At 53.2% G+C, this 15,725-nt stretch carries 18 protein-coding genes and 2 tRNA genes; 15 read left to right on the top strand and 5 right to left on the bottom strand.

The features are described 5' to 3' along the window. Positions 1-181: 181 nt before the first annotated feature. From VMX96_08795 to VMX96_08775, 5 genes are all read right to left on the bottom strand, one after another. Positions 182-643, bottom strand: a complete 462-nt coding sequence (locus tag VMX96_08795; GenBank protein HUU63993.1) for a hypothetical protein — start codon at positions 641-643, stop codon at positions 182-184. A gap of 249 nt (positions 644-892) precedes the next feature. Further along, positions 893-1,405 carry a hypothetical protein gene (locus tag VMX96_08790; protein ID HUU63992.1) on the bottom strand — a complete coding sequence of 171 codons (513 nt, stop codon included), beginning with the start codon at positions 1,403-1,405 and terminating at the stop codon, positions 893-895. Then, positions 1,398-2,093 carry a tyrosine-type recombinase/integrase gene (locus tag VMX96_08785; GenBank protein ID HUU63991.1) on the bottom strand — a complete coding sequence of 232 codons (696 nt, stop codon included), beginning with the start codon at positions 2,091-2,093 and terminating at the stop codon, positions 1,398-1,400. The genes VMX96_08790 and VMX96_08785 overlap by 8 nt, the downstream gene beginning before the upstream one ends. 22 nt (positions 2,094-2,115) lie before the next feature. After that, positions 2,116-2,640 carry a hypothetical protein gene (locus VMX96_08780; protein HUU63990.1) on the bottom strand — a complete coding sequence of 175 codons (525 nt, stop codon included), beginning with the start codon at positions 2,638-2,640 and terminating at the stop codon, positions 2,116-2,118. After that, the gene (locus VMX96_08775) at positions 2,621-2,824 is read right to left on the bottom strand and encodes a helix-turn-helix domain-containing protein (GenBank protein ID HUU63989.1); all 204 of its coding nucleotides are present in this window, start codon (positions 2,822-2,824) and stop codon (positions 2,621-2,623) included. The genes VMX96_08780 and VMX96_08775 overlap by 20 nt, the downstream gene beginning before the upstream one ends. A 131-nt stretch (positions 2,825-2,955) precedes the next feature. Between VMX96_08775 and VMX96_08770 the strand changes: the two genes are divergently transcribed. The 15 genes from VMX96_08770 (at position 2,956) to VMX96_08700 (ending at position 15,718) form a co-directional block, all read left to right on the top strand. Continuing rightward, positions 2,956-3,360 (top strand): hypothetical protein, encoded by a 405-nt coding sequence (locus VMX96_08770; protein ID HUU63988.1) that lies wholly within the window; start codon positions 2,956-2,958, stop codon positions 3,358-3,360. A gap of 73 nt (positions 3,361-3,433) precedes the next feature. Beyond that, a complete protein-coding gene (locus tag VMX96_08765; protein ID HUU63987.1) occupies positions 3,434-4,612 on the top strand; it encodes a tyrosine-type recombinase/integrase in 1,179 nt (392 codons plus the stop codon). Positions 4,613-4,667: 55 nt separating this feature from the next. After that, a tRNA-Ser gene (locus VMX96_08760) sits at positions 4,668-4,753 on the top strand. A gap of 43 nt (positions 4,754-4,796) precedes the next feature. After that, positions 4,797-4,882 (top strand) — tRNA-Ser (locus VMX96_08755). Between the two features lie 246 nt (positions 4,883-5,128). Continuing rightward, the gene (locus tag VMX96_08750) at positions 5,129-6,457 is read left to right on the top strand and encodes a radical SAM protein (GenBank protein ID HUU63986.1); all 1,329 of its coding nucleotides are present in this window, start codon (positions 5,129-5,131) and stop codon (positions 6,455-6,457) included. A 107-nt stretch (positions 6,458-6,564) separates the two neighbouring features. Continuing rightward, entirely contained in the window at positions 6,565-7,689 is a 1,125-nt protein-coding gene (dprA, locus tag VMX96_08745) for a DNA-processing protein DprA (protein ID HUU63985.1), read from the top strand. Continuing rightward, on the top strand, positions 7,689-9,809 hold the full coding sequence (gene topA / locus VMX96_08740) for a type I DNA topoisomerase (GenBank protein ID HUU63984.1): 2,121 nt from the start codon (positions 7,689-7,691) through the stop codon (positions 9,807-9,809). Before dprA ends, topA begins: the two co-directional genes overlap by 1 nt. Continuing rightward, positions 9,806-10,738, top strand: coding sequence for a tyrosine recombinase XerC (gene xerC, locus VMX96_08735; protein ID HUU63983.1), 933 nt, complete (start codon positions 9,806-9,808; stop codon positions 10,736-10,738). Before topA ends, xerC begins: the two co-directional genes overlap by 4 nt. A 1-nt stretch (position 10,739) precedes the next feature. Further along, positions 10,740-11,180 carry a type II 3-dehydroquinate dehydratase gene (aroQ, locus tag VMX96_08730; GenBank protein ID HUU63982.1) on the top strand — a complete coding sequence of 147 codons (441 nt, stop codon included), beginning with the start codon at positions 10,740-10,742 and terminating at the stop codon, positions 11,178-11,180. After that, positions 11,177-12,247: a Xaa-Pro peptidase family protein gene (locus VMX96_08725; protein ID HUU63981.1), complete on the top strand. Its 1,071-nt coding sequence runs from the start codon at positions 11,177-11,179 to the stop codon at positions 12,245-12,247. Before aroQ ends, VMX96_08725 begins: the two co-directional genes overlap by 4 nt. Before the next feature lie 63 nt (positions 12,248-12,310). After that, complete coding sequence (gene efp / locus VMX96_08720) at positions 12,311-12,871, top strand: elongation factor P (protein HUU63980.1); 561 nt, start codon at positions 12,311-12,313, stop codon at positions 12,869-12,871. Further along, positions 12,872-14,035 carry an exodeoxyribonuclease VII large subunit gene (gene xseA, locus VMX96_08715; GenBank protein ID HUU63979.1) on the top strand — a complete coding sequence of 388 codons (1,164 nt, stop codon included), beginning with the start codon at positions 12,872-12,874 and terminating at the stop codon, positions 14,033-14,035. Then, positions 14,002-14,226: an exodeoxyribonuclease VII small subunit gene (gene xseB, locus VMX96_08710; protein ID HUU63978.1), complete on the top strand. Its 225-nt coding sequence runs from the start codon at positions 14,002-14,004 to the stop codon at positions 14,224-14,226. Before xseA ends, xseB begins: the two co-directional genes overlap by 34 nt. Further along, the gene (locus VMX96_08705) at positions 14,223-14,891 is read left to right on the top strand and encodes a PHP domain-containing protein (GenBank protein ID HUU63977.1); all 669 of its coding nucleotides are present in this window, start codon (positions 14,223-14,225) and stop codon (positions 14,889-14,891) included. Before xseB ends, VMX96_08705 begins: the two co-directional genes overlap by 4 nt. A gap of 8 nt (positions 14,892-14,899) precedes the next feature. Further along, positions 14,900-15,718: a formyltransferase family protein gene (locus VMX96_08700; protein ID HUU63976.1), complete on the top strand. Its 819-nt coding sequence runs from the start codon at positions 14,900-14,902 to the stop codon at positions 15,716-15,718. The last annotated feature ends 7 nt before the right edge of the window (positions 15,719-15,725 follow it).

The following is a 15,725-nucleotide window of genomic DNA, read 5'->3' as shown; positions in this document are numbered from 1 at the left end:
AGCCTTCGCCTGAACGCTTGCCCTCAATATTAAGTTTTTCCACTAACCCCCCTTTAAGAGACCAGGCGGTGGGCAATTCCGCCTTGCCTCCCTAGTAGTAAGCTAACCGCCTAGCTGCAACACGCTAGCCTAAACGGTGCTCCCACTTATATAAGCGATTTGGGGGGGTAAAAAGTAACGACTAAAATAGTTTTTTCGCCTCTTTCCGCCTAAACCGCCCTAGATACATCTTATCGCTAGGCTCTAGTGCAATACCGTTTACCCTCTTATGGGCAATCTGGGATAGCCTCTTTGGACAACCCATGAGCCATACCCTGGCGTCTATCCATGCCTCAACGTCTATCGCCTTATCATCGGCTATGGTGTCCAGCAACTCTACCGTGTTGCCCTCACCATCATCGCTCTCGGTGTTAAGGCTTATCTTTGCGTTACGCCTTAAGTCTCGGTAGTAGTCGGCAACGGTATGGCTTGCTATCCGCAGCATGGCAGGCTTGGTCAATGGATTATCGCCGTTTTGGCTATTCCTTATCCTCTGGTTGGCAAGCGCCAGGATGATGTTGTGCTTCAAATCTTCCCTATCCTGATACTGTGCCTTAAATTGAAAACGCTCCGCTACTGCGCTATACTTATCCCAGTCTAGCATTGGCGGGTGCTCCTTCCTTGCTAGATTGCCCTAGCTAGCTACAACTGGCTAGGGCTTTTAATTGGGGCAAGCGTTCAAGGCTCTGGCTTTATTCAATTGTTAAGGTGCTGTCGTTTACCATATTTAGCATTGCACAAAATGTCCTTTGGTTCATTATTAGAATGAACCTATATTTTCATGAAAATAAATTAAACAATATATATCAGTGATATTAAAAAAGAGGGGGCTTCCCCGCCCTGGGGGATACGGTCAGCTCTCACCGTAGAGGGCAAACAGGGGGTTTGACCAGGCGGCATCGGGGGCTTCACGACCAGCCCTGGTCAGGCGGAAATATTTGCGGGGTGGTCCCGGCGGATAATGATCCTGGAAGGCTGAGGTCTCCTCTTTTCCGGTAAACTCCACCCAGCCCAATCTCTGCAGGTTGGAGAAGTAGACGACGAAGGAGTGGTAGGTGCAGCTGCTGGTCTTATAGGGAATGTGGGCCGTGTATCTTTCGGTCAGTTTCTCGATCTCCTCGGGGCGAATAGCTCGCTTCTCGCGCTTGGCCCGCCGCTCTTCCTCCCTGGTAGCCTTATCCAGCGCCATATTCCGCAGGAGGGCCGTCTTGTATTGATAGAAGATTTCTGACTGCGGTGCGCCGATATCGGGGTCTATTTTGGGGGAATCACAGGGCCCGTGCCCCATGAGGAACTCCCGAATGAACCACCCACAGCCGAAGGGGCGCAGGAAACCACCCCTTCTGGGCCTCAGGGTGTCAACCACCGTCCTCTCCTTTTTCCCATAGCTTCTGGTACCACTCCCGATGTTCCTCTCCGGCTACCTTCCTGTATCTGGCAGTGGTGTTGAAGCTAGTATGGCCAAGGTGCTCCTGGAGTAGCCTCAGCCCATCACCCGAGTCATCCAGCTTGACCGCATGGACCGCAAACGCGTCCCGCAGGCGGTGGGGGCTTATGCCCTGCTTTTTACCGGTGGTCGGGTTCACCAGGTCTCCGAGGCCAGCCGTGTCGGCGCAGTCACGAACTACCTGCCACGCTCGGTGCCGGTTGATGCCGAATATCAAGCGCCTGCTATTTCGGGTTACAGGGCCGCCGCGTTTAATGTACTTCTTTAGTAGCTTGATAGTGTCATCATCCAGCGGCAGAGTTCTCACCCTGCGGTGCTCCTGCTCCTTCGCTACCACCTGCTCCACTTTCGCGCAGCACCCGGGGCAGAAGGTGTGGGTCCTACTGAGCCGGGCACCGCATTTGGGACAGGCAGCCTTGATCCGCAACTTTAGGTGCTGGATGGTTACCATGCCCTTTCCGAGGTCGATATCATCCACCGTGAGGGCAAGGGCCTCGCTGATGCGGCAGCCAAGATGGGCCAGGAGCCGGATAAGAAGCCTGTCCCTCAGGCACATTGCAGCTGCCTCAAGCCTTTCAACCTCCTCTATCGCTAAATAGGTTCTCATTGGCCACTCAACTCTTTTACTTTTATGAAGTTCTTCGACATACCAATTCTGCAATCGCAGCTTTGGCATCGTCCCACTTCAAGGAGTTCGGATCTATTCTTCCCTTAAAGTCAAGATACCACCCGCATCTAGGGCACTTCCAAGTCGAAATTATCAGCCGGTCCCCATCAGGCTCTATCTGATATCCCTCGGCAAGAAATAATTTGTAACCGCCATGCTTTATACATCGTGGGCAAGAGATCTCCAGATTGTTGTCTTCCAACGTAAACATAGCTTCCCAAATAACACTGTCAATTTGATCAAGCCGTTTTTCGATTACACCGAAGCGCTTCTTAACAAGGGCATTAACTCGCTCTTTAACCAAGGCCTCTTCCTTATCCAAGATGCTTTTCACAAAATCAGCGAAAGATTGCCCTGCAGCAGATAGATGCCTGATTAAACGTTCCTTAAGGGCTTTGGGGAGCCGAAAGCTTATAGTAGGATTCTCTTGTTCGTATTTCTGCCTGCTAGGCGGCTTTGTTTTTCCTTTACGTCCTTTCATTATCATTACCTCCTCCTTTGATAGATTCATCGAGCAGCCGATATAACACCCGCCGTGGCACCAGCAGCCGCCTGCCGAACCGTATGGTTGGTATCTTGCCGATGCGCGCCATGTCGTAGGCCAGCCCCCGGCTAATACCGAGAAGGCGGGCAGCTTCCTCCACTGTTATGGTCAATCTGGTCTCGTCCATTCTATGTCACCACATCTTGACAAAAGGCGTACTTTATGATATACTAAAGTTCGTATTAGATACGCTATTTATTTTTTATTATAATACCCAGATAATGGTGTGTCAAGGACTTTTTTAGCGTAAGGAGGCGTATGATGCAGAGATTTACCCTGCATGTGAAACTATATGCCTTGGATGAGCGGCGCTCAGGTAAACCTTGGAAAGAGGTGCAGAAGAGTATCAAGGAAAAATTCAATACAGACCCCCCCAGCATTAGAGCAATGGAGAAGTGGGAAAAGGGAATCGATCGTGACAAACTTAGTCAAATGATCATTGAGGAAAGCCGCAAGACACTACCTACAATTGAAGAGGCCTCTCTGCAGCAAATGGCCTCCGGGCTTATACCTGTCTTATGGAAAGCACGTGACGCCGGCGAGGACATGGAACTCGAGGCTTGGCTCTGGTTTTTCAAGATCATCGAGCGCCAACTGGGTGAAGCCAAATTTGAGTATTTTTTCTCGAAGTATCAGGGGCGCAAGTCGGCAGCAGGAGTTTAACTAAGTTCAAGCCTAGCTTGAGTAAAAACCCCGGCTTGGAATAACATATCTAACCATATGAAGGAGATAAGCAATGAGGGGACACATACGACAACGCACTAAAGGTTCATGGGCCATCGTGATTGACGTGGGTCGAGACCCTGAGACGGGAAAACGTTGCCAGCAGTGGCACACCGTCAGAGGCACCAAGAGGGACGCCGAGCAAGCGATGCGTGAGATGCTAGTCGGCCTGGACAAGGGCACATATGTGAAGCCCAATCGTTTAACAGTCGCAGAATATCTACAGCAGTGGCTTCAGGGCTATGTGGCCATAAATACCGCACCCAAGACCCGTGAGCGCTATGAGGAAATCGTGCGAGGGCACCTTATTCCAGCACTAGGATCGATCCCGCTACCGAATTTGCAGCCCCGACACATCCAAAAATACTACGCGGACGCCTTAGAGTCGGGAAGACGAGATGGTAAAGGAGGGCTTTCAGCACGAACAGTCCTCAAACATCACAGGATACTTTATGAGGCCTTGAAGCACGGCGTAAGGCAGGGTGTCCTTATTCGGAACGTAGCCGAGGCTGTTGACCCGCCTCGTCCAAGGAACAAGGAAGCGGCTGTACTGGGCCCAAGCGAAGCGCGCCTGCTAGTAGAAGCATCCAGAGGCACACCATATCATCCCATTTTCTTTACAGCCCTATATACTGGCCTACGCAGAGGTGAACTGCTAGGCCTACGCTGGTGTGACGTTTATTTGGACCTTGCCACGCTGTCTGTTGTACAAACGCTACAACAGCTTCGTACCGGAGAATATATATTTAGGGAACCTAAGACTAAACGGGGCCGCCGCCAGATAGCACTACCCCCATCGCTGGCAATCCTGCTTCGAGAACACAGGGCAACGCAAGAAAATGTTCAAAAATCACTTGGAAAAACCCTGGCACCAACAGACTTGGTGTTTTCACACCCGGATGGTAAACCTATTAGACCCAACAGTGTCACTAGAGCCTTGTCCTCAATAGCACGGCTAGTTGGACTATACGACATTAGGCTACACGACCTGCGGCATGCTCACGCTACAATCTTGCTGCGCCAGGGAATTCACCCCAAAATCGTCCAAGAACGATTGGGGCACAGCTCGATATCTATAACGCTTGACACATATTCCCACGTGCTACCTGGACTACAAGAAGCCGCAGCCCGCCGGTTCGAGGAGGGTCTGCAAGAAGCTCCAATTGAAGTATCATTAATCGGGATCCGTTAGCAAAATGTTAGCAAACTTGCCCAGACGGGTAGTTTTGAGGTAGAATCTGAAGCTAGGAGAGGTGTCCGAGTGGTTGATGGTGCCGCTCTCGAAAAGCGGTCTCGCTTTTAGCGAGCGTGGGTTCGAATCCCACCCTCTCCGCTTTTTCCGCACTAGCTACAGCAAGCGGTATTGCTCCTTTTTCGGAGAGGTGCTGGAGTGGCCGATCAGGCGCGCCTGGAGAGCGCGTGTCGCCTTTGGCGACCGTGGGTTCGAATCCCACCCTCTCCGCTGTTTTTTGACCTCTATAGCCGCTGAGATGAAACCAGAAGCTAATTCAAAACCACCGCGTTTCTTCATATGATTAAATTAGGCTATGCTCTTATATATCACAATGAAAGGTCGTTTGATTATGCCCCTATATATAATGAAGAGATATAACTGGCACAGCGTATCGAGCGGTATAAAAAGGGAATTTGCCTGCGAGTTAGTACTGTGTTATAATGCACCAATTCAGCAAAGTACCTGGAGGAAAATATGAAGATCTCCTTCATTGAGCCAAAGACCCCTTTCTACAATTTCTACAGCGCTTTTATTAAATACCTGCCACTGCTCGGACCCATATACCTCGGTACCATACTTAAAAACGAGGGTCACGACGTAACCGTCTACAACGAGAACATGAAGGAGATCGACTATTCCCGGATCAAAGACTCGGATGTCTTAGGATTATCAATGATAACGGCCACCGCCCCCCACGGCTATGAGATAGCCGAGAGATTCAGGCAGCTCAATCCCAGGGGAAGGGTGATCATCGGCGGCAGCCATGCTACGTTTGTCCCCGAGGAGGCAGCCCAATACGCTGATCACGTGGTAACCGGGGAAGCGGAGTCAGTAATATGTGATCTGGTCAGTAATGGCGGGGAGAAGATTATCACTGGCAGCCCGCTGGAGAATCTTGATACTCTGCCCTTTCCCGATTTCTCCATAGTTGACGGGATAAATACTAATAAGAAACGCATGCAGATCACCCCGGTTTCTACATCGAGGGGCTGTCCCTTTGACTGCACCTTCTGCTCCGTCACCGCTATGTTCGGCAGGAAATACCGCTACCGCTCTACGGATAGCGTTATTGAAGAGATATCACGGTTCGAGCACCGGCGCATTTTCTTTTACGATGACAATTTCGATGCAAATAAGGCCAGAACAAAGGACCTGCTAGAGAAGATGATCGAGAATAAGATAACCCCTAAGTGGATAGCGCAGGTCAGGGCAGATGTGGCCAAGGATGAGGAACTGGTGGAACTGATGGCCAGGGCAAACTGTAATCAACTGTGTATCGGCTTCGAGTCGGTAAACCCGGAGGTGCTGAAGAAATACAATAAGAAACAAACCCCGGAGGACATCAGTTTCTGCATCAAGATGCTACACAAGTATGGCATAAAAGTGCACGGTATGTTCATATCGGACGGCTATACCGACATCTACCATAGACTAGGAGTAGACAGCCTACAGCTTTGTATTCTGGTCCCCATTATAGGCAGCAAGCTTCATAACGCAGTAAAGAGCAGCGGTCGATTTATCACCGACAAGTTTCCCAGCGACTGGCAACTATTCGATGGCGGCCACGTGGTCCACTTGCCTGATAATCTATCGCCCGTGGAGATGCAGCGACAAACACTGCAAGCCCTAAAAAAGTACTATTCGCGGGTCAACATGACCAAACTGTTCCTCAGGGGGCGGTGGATGGATGTTGGCCTCAGGCATATGGGGCGCGACATAATCAAGAGGTGGGAGGCAGAAAACAAGGACTACTTCGCCAAACTGAAACAGACCTCGCGCCGGCCATTAGGCTATCTTCAATAAAACCCGTTATTATTCCCCACCAATAGCACTAACTACTCAAATACCCCTGCTTCGTATCGCAGGGGTATTTGGCTTGCTCCAATGACTGTGCTACAATAATCTAACTTATGAGCGATACAAAGTACTGGGTAGGTTTCACCCTGATTCCGGGGATCGGGCGGGTCAGGCTCTCACGACTTGAGCAGTATTTCGGTAAGCTTGAGCGTGCCTGGCAGGCAAGTGCCACCGAGCTCGAGACAGCCGGGCTGGACAGCCGCTCCATCGAGGCGGTCATATCAAATCGCCCCAAGATCTCCCTCGATGCCGAGATGGAGAAGCTGGAGCGTTACAAGGTAACTGTGCTCACCATTAAAGATGAGGCCTACCCCTCCAGACTGAAGGAGATATACGACCCTCCCCCGGTGCTCTATATTAGGGGAAACCTTGCCCCTGAGGATGATTGGTGCCTGGCAGTGGTAGGCACCCGCCGCCCTACTTACTACGGGAGGGAGGTTGCCGAACAGATCGTGGGTGATCTGGCGCGAAACAGGATCACCATCGTTAGCGGCCTGGCTAAAGGGATCGATGCCACCGCTCACCGCGCTGCCCTGGATTCCGGGGGGCGGAGCATCGCAGTCTTCGGCTGCAGCCTGGATATCGTCTATCCTAGAGAGCACGTGAAACTGGCACGCCAGATTATGGAGAACGGGGCGCTTATAAGCGAATTTCCCCTGGGCACCACTCCCAGGCGAGAGAACTTCCCCCTGAGAAACAGGATCATGAGCGGGCTAAGCCTTGGGGTTTTAGTAGTGGAGGCTGGGGAAGTAAGCGGCGCCCTGATCACCGCAGGCCACGCTCTTGAGCAAAACCGCGAGGTCTTCGCCATCCCCGGGAGCGTGCTATCCGCAGTGAGCCGGGGAACCAACCGATTGATACAGGAGGGGGCCAAGCTGGTGAGTGGGGCTAATGATATACTTGAGGAGCTCAACCTCACAATGGCAGTGCAACAAATTGAGGTGAAGGAGATCGTCCCCGCCACGGAGACCGAGTCCATAATTTTGCAGATATTGCGAAACCTCTCCCCGGAGCCAACCCATATCGATGAGGTGGGACACCAGTCACGCCTCCCTATCGCTACAGTCTCGAGCGCCTTGTCTATGATGGAGCTTAAAGGAATGGTAAAGCAGGTTGGCGGTATGAACTATATCATTGCCCGTGAGGCCAGGGCGGACTACCGGATTAGGGTGGAATAGTGGCGAAAAATTTAGTCATCGTCGAATCTCCAGCTAAAGCCAGGACGGTCAGCAAGATGCTGGGTAGCAGCTATAGCGTGAAAGCCTCGGTGGGACACGTGCGAGATCTGCCCAAGAAGAGTTTGGGGGTTGATGTAAAAAGGGGCTTCACCCCCAGGTATGAGGTTCCCCATGAGAAGAGAGCGGTGATAAAGGAAATAAAGGAGTCAGCAAAGGGGACTACTGCGATATTCCTCGCCACCGACCCCGATCGAGAGGGTGAGGCCATTTCCTGGCATCTGGTTCATGCAGCTAAGCTGGACAGTATGACAGTTAAGCGGGTGGTTTTCCATGAACTCACCGTGGATGCAGTGGCCGAAGCCTTTCGCCACCCCAGGGATATCGACATGGACATGGTTCATGCCCAGCAGGCGCGCCGCATCCTAGACAGACTGGTTGGCTATAAGATAAGCCCTCTCCTGGGGCAGAAGGTTAGACGCGGGCTTTCGGCAGGAAGGGTACAATCGGTGGCCTTGAGAATGATCGTTGACCGGGAACGGGAGATCGAGAGCTTCATACCACAGGAGTACTGGTCCATCGATGCCCAGCTTGAAAAGGTTGCCACAAAAGAGGGCTTTACCGCTACTCTTATCGGTTCTGTCGATGGCAAGAAGATCGATATTGGAAGCAGCGAGGAGGCGGAAAGGATTGTCTCCCAGCTCAAGCATGCAAGCTACACCGTGGCACAGGTGCGGAAAAAGGATGTGGCTCGCCATCCAGCGCCACCTTTCACCACCAGCACCCTGCAGCAGGAGGGGTGGCGCAAACTTCGTCTCAGCGCCAAGCGCACCATGGCTCTCGCTCAGCAGCTCTACGAAGGCCTGTCAATAGGTAAAGAGGGATCGGTAGGACTGATTACTTACATGCGCACCGATTCGGTCAGGGTGGCCCCCACAGCACTGGAGGAAACGCGCACATATATCAGGGGAAAATATGGCGCTAAGTTCATGCCAACCCGCCCTCGTATCTTCAGCAAGAAGGCGAAGGGCGCTCAGGAGGCCCACGAGGCTATCCGGCCTACCTCGATAGGGCGGGAACCTGAAGCGATTAAGGGCTATCTCACCAGGGATCAATTCAGGCTCTATGAGCTCATCTGGAAGCGGATGGTCTCTAGCCAGATGTCCCCCGCCATACTCGATACCACCGCGGTGGACATAGAGGCAATGGGTGGAAAAAGCCAAAAACCCTATCTGCTTAGGGCTACCAGTTCCACTATGAAGTTCCCCGGTTTTACTATCCTCTATAGTGAGGGAAAGGATGAAGCTGAGGTGGAAAAGGAGAAGTCTCCCCTCCCTGAGTTGGCCAGAGACGAGCCACTTAAGCTTCTGGGACTATTACCAGAGCAGCACTTTACCCAGCCACCGCACCGCTATACAGCGGCAACCCTGGTCAAGTCGCTGGAGGAGAAAGGAATCGGACGACCTTCAACCTACGCCCCCACAATTGCCACCGTTCAGGAGAGGGGTTACGTGGAGCAGGATAGTGGCAGATTCTACCCCACGGAACTCGGGCTTCTGGTGAGCGATATGCTTTGCCAGCATTTCCCCGACATCGTGGATTTTGGATTTACCGCTCAGATGGAAAAGGGGCTAGACCGGATCGCCCAAGGGGAGAGGGAGTGGGTCCCCTTCCTCGAGGAGTTTTATGACCCCTTTGAAAAGGCGCTGCAGGCGGCAAAAGAAAAAATGGAAAGGGTCAAGATAGCGGACCAACCCACAGACGAGATCTGCACACTATGCGGCAGACCTATGGTGATTAAGCTGGGACGCTACGGGAGGTTTATAGCCTGCTCAGGCTACCCGGAATGCAAGAACACAAAACCGCTCCTGGTAAAAATCGGCGTCGCCTGCCCCAAATGTGGCAGCGAATTGGTTGTGCGGCAGAGCAGGAAAAAGCGCACCTTCTACGGCTGCTCAGGCTATCCCGATTGCGATTTCACCTCGGGCGGCAGGCCTATCTCACAGCCCTGCCCTGAGTGCGGCGGGCTGCTGGTGATGCGAGGCAAGACAATGGCAAGATGCACAAAATGTGAGTTCAGCAGCAGAGCAGATGGGCTGGAGAGAGAGGCTCTCAAGGTATGATCCCGCTAATCCAAAGTAAGGAAAGCGTGGAGAAACTTCTTAATAACTACATACGCTACCTTGAGGTGGAGCGCCATGCCTCACCATACACGGTGCGTAATTATACCCATGACCTGCGCCACTTCCTGGAGTTCCTTAACATGGAGAATGTTGCCACTCTCGAGGATGTAGATCGAAAACTGCTGCGGCGCTACATCGCCTCACTACAAGAGCAGGGATTTGAGAAATCCAGCTTGTCCCGCAAACTGAGCGCACTACGTTCTTTTTACTTCTATTTGATGCAACGTAATTTCACATCCTCAAACCCACTGCTCACCGTCTCCTCTCCCAAGCTTGAAAAGAGATTGCCCTCCTTCCTATCTAGCAACGAGGTCGTCCGACTCCTGGAGACGCCCGTTACCACCACCCCCCAGGGGCAGCGAGACCGGGCGATGCTTGAGCTCCTCTATGCCTCCGGGATAAGGGTAAGCGAGATAGTGGGCCTTGACCTTGAAAACGTTAATATCGAAGCGCATGAGGTTCGCGTCTGGGGCAAGGGCTCCAAGGAGCGTATGGTGCTAATGGGCAAGCCGGCAGCCACCGCCCTCGATCGGTATATTCATAATGGCCGCCGTGAACTACAGGGTAATTCAAGTACTAACGCCCTGTTTATCAATCGATACGGCAAAAGGCTATCGGAGCGATTCTTGCAGAAGGCAATCTCAAGATATGCCCTAGCGGCAGGACTTGGTAAAAGGGTATTCCCCCACATGATGCGCCATAGCTTTGCCACCCACCTCCTTGACGGTGGCGCCGACCTGCGGGTTGTTCAGGAGCTCCTGGGCCATGCCAACCTCGCAACCACCCAGATCTATACCCATGTCACACAGAGCCAGGCGCGAAAGGTATATCTGGCAGCCCATCCCAGGGCACGGAAAGACGGGGAATAGTATGAAAATCCTGTTGATCCACGGGCCGAATCTGAACATGCTGGGCAAGAGAGACCCCGCCATTTATGGCGACCAGACTCTCTCTGAGCTGGAGTCCCTGGTGGTAAAAAAGGCCAAGGAACTTGGTGTAGAAATTTTGGCCTTCCAGTCGAACAGCGAGGGAGCACTCATCGACTTTATCCAGGCCAAAACACCAGAAGCAGCAGGCATCATCATCAACCCCGGGGCGCTCACCCATTACGGCCTCTCACTGAGGGATGCCCTCGAAGACAGCGCCCTCCCCGTGGTCGAGGTGCACCTATCGGATATCCACGCCAGAGAGGAGTGGCGGCATGAGTCGGTGATCGTGCCCATCGCCCAGAAGCAGATCACAGGCAAAGGCATACAGGGTTATATCGACGCCCTGGAGATACTGGTCACCAGATCGAAAGAGAGTAAATGAGCCATCGCCTGGAGAGGCTGCGCGAGCAGCTTTTTGTCAATGGAGAAGCGGGGTTTGATGCTAGCTTGATATCTCAGAAAGAGAATCGCCGCTACCTAAGCGGGTTCACCGGTTCGGCTGGATTCCTCCTTATATCAGAGAAGAGTGCCATACTGGCCACCGACTTCCGCTATATCGAGCAGGCGAAGAGCCAGGCTCCGGATTATAAAACTCTTCAAACCGAGGGAGACCCTTCGAGGTGGCTACCCGAACTCATATCCTCCCTCAAGGTAAAAAGAGTCGGCGTGGAGGCAAACGACCTCTCCATTGCCACATATAGAAGGCTGGTAGCAGCCACAGGCCCAAAAAGCGAAATAGTGCCCACAGAGGGAATCGTGGAATCTCTGCGTGCGGAGAAGGATGATGGGGAGAGGGAATTTATGCTGAAGGCGGTGGAGATCTCAGATGATGCTTTTGAGGAGTTTACGTCGTTGCTACGTCCTGGGATGACCGAGAAAGAGGCAGCATGGCAAATAGAGAGGTTACTCAGGGAAAAGGGCAGCGAAGGTGTCCCCTTCGATGCCATCGTTGCCTCAGGCCCCAATTCTGCCCTCCCACATCACCATCCCACTGACCGCGCCATGCTTACCGGGGAGCCTGTGGTCATCGACATGGGTGCCCGCGTTGCTGGCTATTCCAGCGATCTCTCCAGAACCATCTGCCTTGGGAATGAGGATAAAAAATTCGGTAAAATTTATGACCTTGTCCTCGGTGCCCAGCTCACAGCCATCGCCACCATCGAGGCGGGGATGAATGGGGAGCAGGCGGACGGCCTGGCCAGAACAGTTATAGAACAGGGGGGCTATGGTGAGAATTTTGGGCATGGACTGGGGCACGGCATCGGGTTAGCCGCCCATGAAGCGCCACACCTGGGGAGAGGCTCCGAAGATGTGCTGGCCGAGGGCATGGTCTTCACCATAGAGCCCGGCATCTATATAAATGGCTGGGGCGGGGTGCGGATCGAGGACGTGGTAATCTTGGAGCAGGGGAGAGTTAAGGTGCTCTCCAGAGCCAGGAAGATAAACTGATGCCACAATAGCTTTCTAAATATCACAACTAATTATAAATAGTTCGGGAAAGGGTGAGAAAGAATGATCAGCACAGGCGAGCTTAAGAAAGGGATTACCATCGAGCTGGAGGGTGAGCTTTATCAGATCATTGACTGGCAGCATATCAAGATAGGGCGGGGCAGTGCTCAGGTCAGGCTGAAGCTTCGCGATATCCGCGGAGGTCACACCACCGAGCGCACATTCCAGGCGGGTGAGAAATTCCACCGAGCCAGGTTAGACCGCCACGTGGTACAATACCTTTATAGCGACGGCGACCTTTTTTACTTCATGGATACGGAAAGCTACGAGCAGACCCTACTCAATCGTGAGCAGCTCGGCGACGCCATAAACTATCTCAAGGAAGGGGTGTCACTGGAGTTGCTCTTTTACCAGGACCAACCGATAGACGTGGAACTACCCAACTCATTGGCGCTTGAGGTTGTGGAAACGGAACCCGGATTCAGGGGGGATACGGCAACCAATCTGAACAAGCCCGCCAGGCTAGAGACAGGCATCACCATCCAGGTTCCCCTTTTCGTAAATAGCGGTGATATCATTCGCGTGGATACGCGCACCGGAGAATACATAACAAGGGAAAGCTAGATGAAGGTCTATTCGGTAGCCGAGGTAACCGGGTACCTGCGGGAACTCCTGGAGTCCGATAGACTGCTTGTCGACCTCTGGATCAGCGGCGAGATCTCCAATCTGTTGGAGTCAGCAGCGGGGCACCTCTACTTTACACTTAAGGACGAGGCCAGCCAGTTGCGGTGTGTGTTCTTCAGGCCAAAACTAGCCGTCACTCTGGAAAATGGGTCGGCAGCGGTGGCGCACGGGCGCATTTCCATCTATGAAGTCTCCGGTGCCCTTCAGTTCTATGTTGATGTGGTGCAGCCGGAAGGGGTAGGCATGCTTCAGCTTGAGTTTGAGCGCCTCAAGGCAAAACTGGCGGATGAAGGGCTATTCGAGCAGGCGCGAAAGCGGGCTCTACCCTCCTTCCCCAGACGTATCGGAGTGATCACCTCGCCCGATAGCGCCGCACTCCATGATATCATCAATATAATAAGCAGGCGCTATCCCCTAGTTGAGCTCGTTCTTGCCCCAACCCAGGTGCAGGGGGATGCTGCAGCACCGGGCATCGTTCAGGCCTTCGATGCTATAAACCGTACCGAGGAAATCGACCTGGTGATCCTGGCACGCGGCGGGGGCTCCCTCGAGGAGCTATGGGCTTTCAATGAGGAAAAGGTGGCACGTGCTATATATGCCAGCAGGGCACCGGTGGTCAGCGGGATAGGCCATGACACCGATTTCACAATCGCCGATTTTGTCGCCGACAAGCGCGCGCCCACTCCTTCGGCGGCAGCGGAGCTTGCCGTTCCCCAGCGTGCCGAACTCGAAGCGCGCCTCCAATCCCTCAGCAGGACGCTGGTAGCCGCCCTTTCAAGGGAGTTCGGGCAGTATCGCCAGCGCATCGACGAGCTCACCAGGGTTACCTCAATACACCTTAGCAACTTCGCCAACATAAGCCGGGAGAAACTCCGTGGCCAAGAGCTGAAGCTCGGTTCGCTGAGTCCGCTCGCCACCCTGGGACGCGGCTACGCGCTGGTACAGCATTCCGCCACCAATGAGGTTATTTGCCACATCGACCAGGTTCACCGTGGCGATGCCATCCAGGTTAAAGTGAGCGATGGCCAATTTAGCAGCAGGGTCACCGGATTCAAGAAAGGACTCCAGGCATGGATGAACGGCTTTCCTTCGAAGAAGCGCTAAAGCGACTAGAGAAGATATCACAAACCATGGAGGGAGGCGGGCTGAGACTGGAGGAGGCCATCGGCCTCTTCGAGGAGGGAATGAGGCTTGCCAAGATATGCAATGAGCAACTGAATGCCGCCGAGCTCAAGATAAGCCAGATCCAAACTCTCCCTGAGCAAGGGCTAGAAGGCAAAGGCGAATCCCCTTGATAAGAGCCGACCTACACCTCCACACCGTTTACTCCGATGACTCCAATACATCGCTGGAGCAGGTTATCGCTCGCTGCCTCGAGATTGGAATCAACTGCATTGCCATAACCGACCACAATACCATAGCCGGTGCCGTTAAGCTGCAGCGGATCGCCCCATTCCAGGTTATCGTGGGCGATGAGATTCAAACCAGTTCTGGAGAGATCATTGGTTACTTTCTATCAGAGGAGATCCCCAAGGGGCTTCCCGCCGGGGACACGGCACGCAGGATCAAGGAGCAAGGCGGGCTGGTTGGCATCCCCCACCCCTTCGACCGCCTGCGGAACTCCACCATTCATCGTCAAACCCTGGAGGAAATACTGCCCTATATTGACATAATCGAGGTGCTCAATTCACGCCTCATGTTGCTCCGATACTCTGTTAGGGCTGAGCGCTTCGCTCAGGCGCACGGGCTTCTCGCTAGTGCCGGCAGCGACGCCCATACCCCTGGCGAGATTGGCAACGCCTATATGGAGATGCCAAGTTTCAACGACAGGGACCAGTTCCTAACCGCTCTTGCGCAGGGAAGGGTCATGGGGCATAGAACTGCCCCCTGGATTCACCTGCAGAGCACCAGGGTTAAATTGGTAAAGGCGCTTAGGATGACTAGGCCGAATTCAGCATGAGCTAATCTATGGCTGAAGAGCTAAAGGGCGACTATCGCATCGGATGGTTTTCCACCGGGAGTGATGAGGCAGCGCGCCACCTTCTTCGAGCAGTCTGGCACAGCATAGAGGAAGGCGAGATAAAGGCAGACATTACCTTTGTCTTCAGCAATCGCGAGCCTGGAGAGACAGCGGAAAGTGACCTCTTTTTCGAACTAGTCAAGAGCTACCGAATACCGCTCATCTGCCTATCGTCTAAAAGGTTAAAGAAAAGTAATGTGGAGAGGTGGAGAGGGGAATTCGAAAAAGAGGCGATACGGAAGCTTGAGGGTTCTCGTCCTGGCCCTGACCTTTGCGTCCTCGCCGGGTACATGCTCATCGTCGGCGAGGAGATGTGCCAACGCTACCCCATGATAAATCTTCACCCCGCCGCCCCCGGCGGTCCCAAAGGGACCTGGCAGGAGGTCATCTGGCAGCTCATAGAAAGCAAGGCGGAAGAAAGCGGCACGATGATGCACCTGGTCACCCCCCAGCTTGATGAGGGCCCGCCAGTTGCCTACTGCACTTTTTCGCTCCAGGGCCAGCCATTCGATAGATACTGGGATGAGCTAAAAGGGCGTTCTATATCGGAGGTGAAAAAGCAGGAAGGCGAGAGAAATCCCCTCTTCCAGGAGATCCGAAGGTATGGCCTGGCGCGAGAGTTCCCGCTAATCATTGCCACTATAAAAGCCTTTAGCGAGGGCAAGGTGAGGATAGCTGGGGGAAATGTGGTTAACAGTGATGGAAAGCCTATTACTGGATATAACCTGAGTGACGAAATAGACCAAGCTATTAAAGGAACTTTATAGGGGCAGG

This window comes from Dehalococcoidia bacterium (assembly GCA_035528575.1).
In the GTDB taxonomy this organism is placed as follows: Bacteria; Chloroflexota; Dehalococcoidia; order E44-bin15; family E44-bin15; genus DATKYK01.
The sequence above is the reverse complement of the archived record's forward strand: the minus strand, read 5'-3'. Positions and strand labels throughout refer to the sequence as shown.

What these genes read in the sequence shown, in the direction of transcription:
- VMX96_08795 (HUU63993.1), bottom strand. Translation starts at nt 643, where the DNA reads ATGCTAGACTGGGATAAGTATAGCGCAGTAGCGGAGCGTTTTCAATTT.
- VMX96_08785 (HUU63991.1), bottom strand. Translation starts at nt 2,093, where the DNA reads ATGAGAACCTATTTAGCGATAGAGGAGGTTGAAAGGCTTGAGGCAGCT.
- VMX96_08780 (HUU63990.1), bottom strand. Translation starts at nt 2,640, where the DNA reads ATGATAATGAAAGGACGTAAAGGAAAAACAAAGCCGCCTAGCAGGCAG.
- VMX96_08775 (HUU63989.1), bottom strand. Translation starts at nt 2,824, where the DNA reads ATGGACGAGACCAGATTGACCATAACAGTGGAGGAAGCTGCCCGCCTT.
- VMX96_08770 (HUU63988.1), top strand. Translation starts at nt 2,956, where the DNA reads ATGATGCAGAGATTTACCCTGCATGTGAAACTATATGCCTTGGATGAG.
- VMX96_08765 (HUU63987.1), top strand. Translation starts at nt 3,434, where the DNA reads ATGAGGGGACACATACGACAACGCACTAAAGGTTCATGGGCCATCGTG.
- VMX96_08750 (HUU63986.1), top strand. Translation starts at nt 5,129, where the DNA reads ATGAAGATCTCCTTCATTGAGCCAAAGACCCCTTTCTACAATTTCTAC.
- dprA (HUU63985.1), top strand. Translation starts at nt 6,565, where the DNA reads ATGAGCGATACAAAGTACTGGGTAGGTTTCACCCTGATTCCGGGGATC.
- xerC (HUU63983.1), top strand. Translation starts at nt 9,806, where the DNA reads ATGATCCCGCTAATCCAAAGTAAGGAAAGCGTGGAGAAACTTCTTAAT.
- aroQ (HUU63982.1), top strand. Translation starts at nt 10,740, where the DNA reads ATGAAAATCCTGTTGATCCACGGGCCGAATCTGAACATGCTGGGCAAG.
- VMX96_08725 (HUU63981.1), top strand. Translation starts at nt 11,177, where the DNA reads ATGAGCCATCGCCTGGAGAGGCTGCGCGAGCAGCTTTTTGTCAATGGA.
- efp (HUU63980.1), top strand. Translation starts at nt 12,311, where the DNA reads ATGATCAGCACAGGCGAGCTTAAGAAAGGGATTACCATCGAGCTGGAG.
- xseA (HUU63979.1), top strand. Translation starts at nt 12,872, where the DNA reads ATGAAGGTCTATTCGGTAGCCGAGGTAACCGGGTACCTGCGGGAACTC.
- xseB (HUU63978.1), top strand. Translation starts at nt 14,002, where the DNA reads ATGGATGAACGGCTTTCCTTCGAAGAAGCGCTAAAGCGACTAGAGAAG.
- VMX96_08700 (HUU63976.1), top strand. Translation starts at nt 14,900, where the DNA reads ATGGCTGAAGAGCTAAAGGGCGACTATCGCATCGGATGGTTTTCCACC.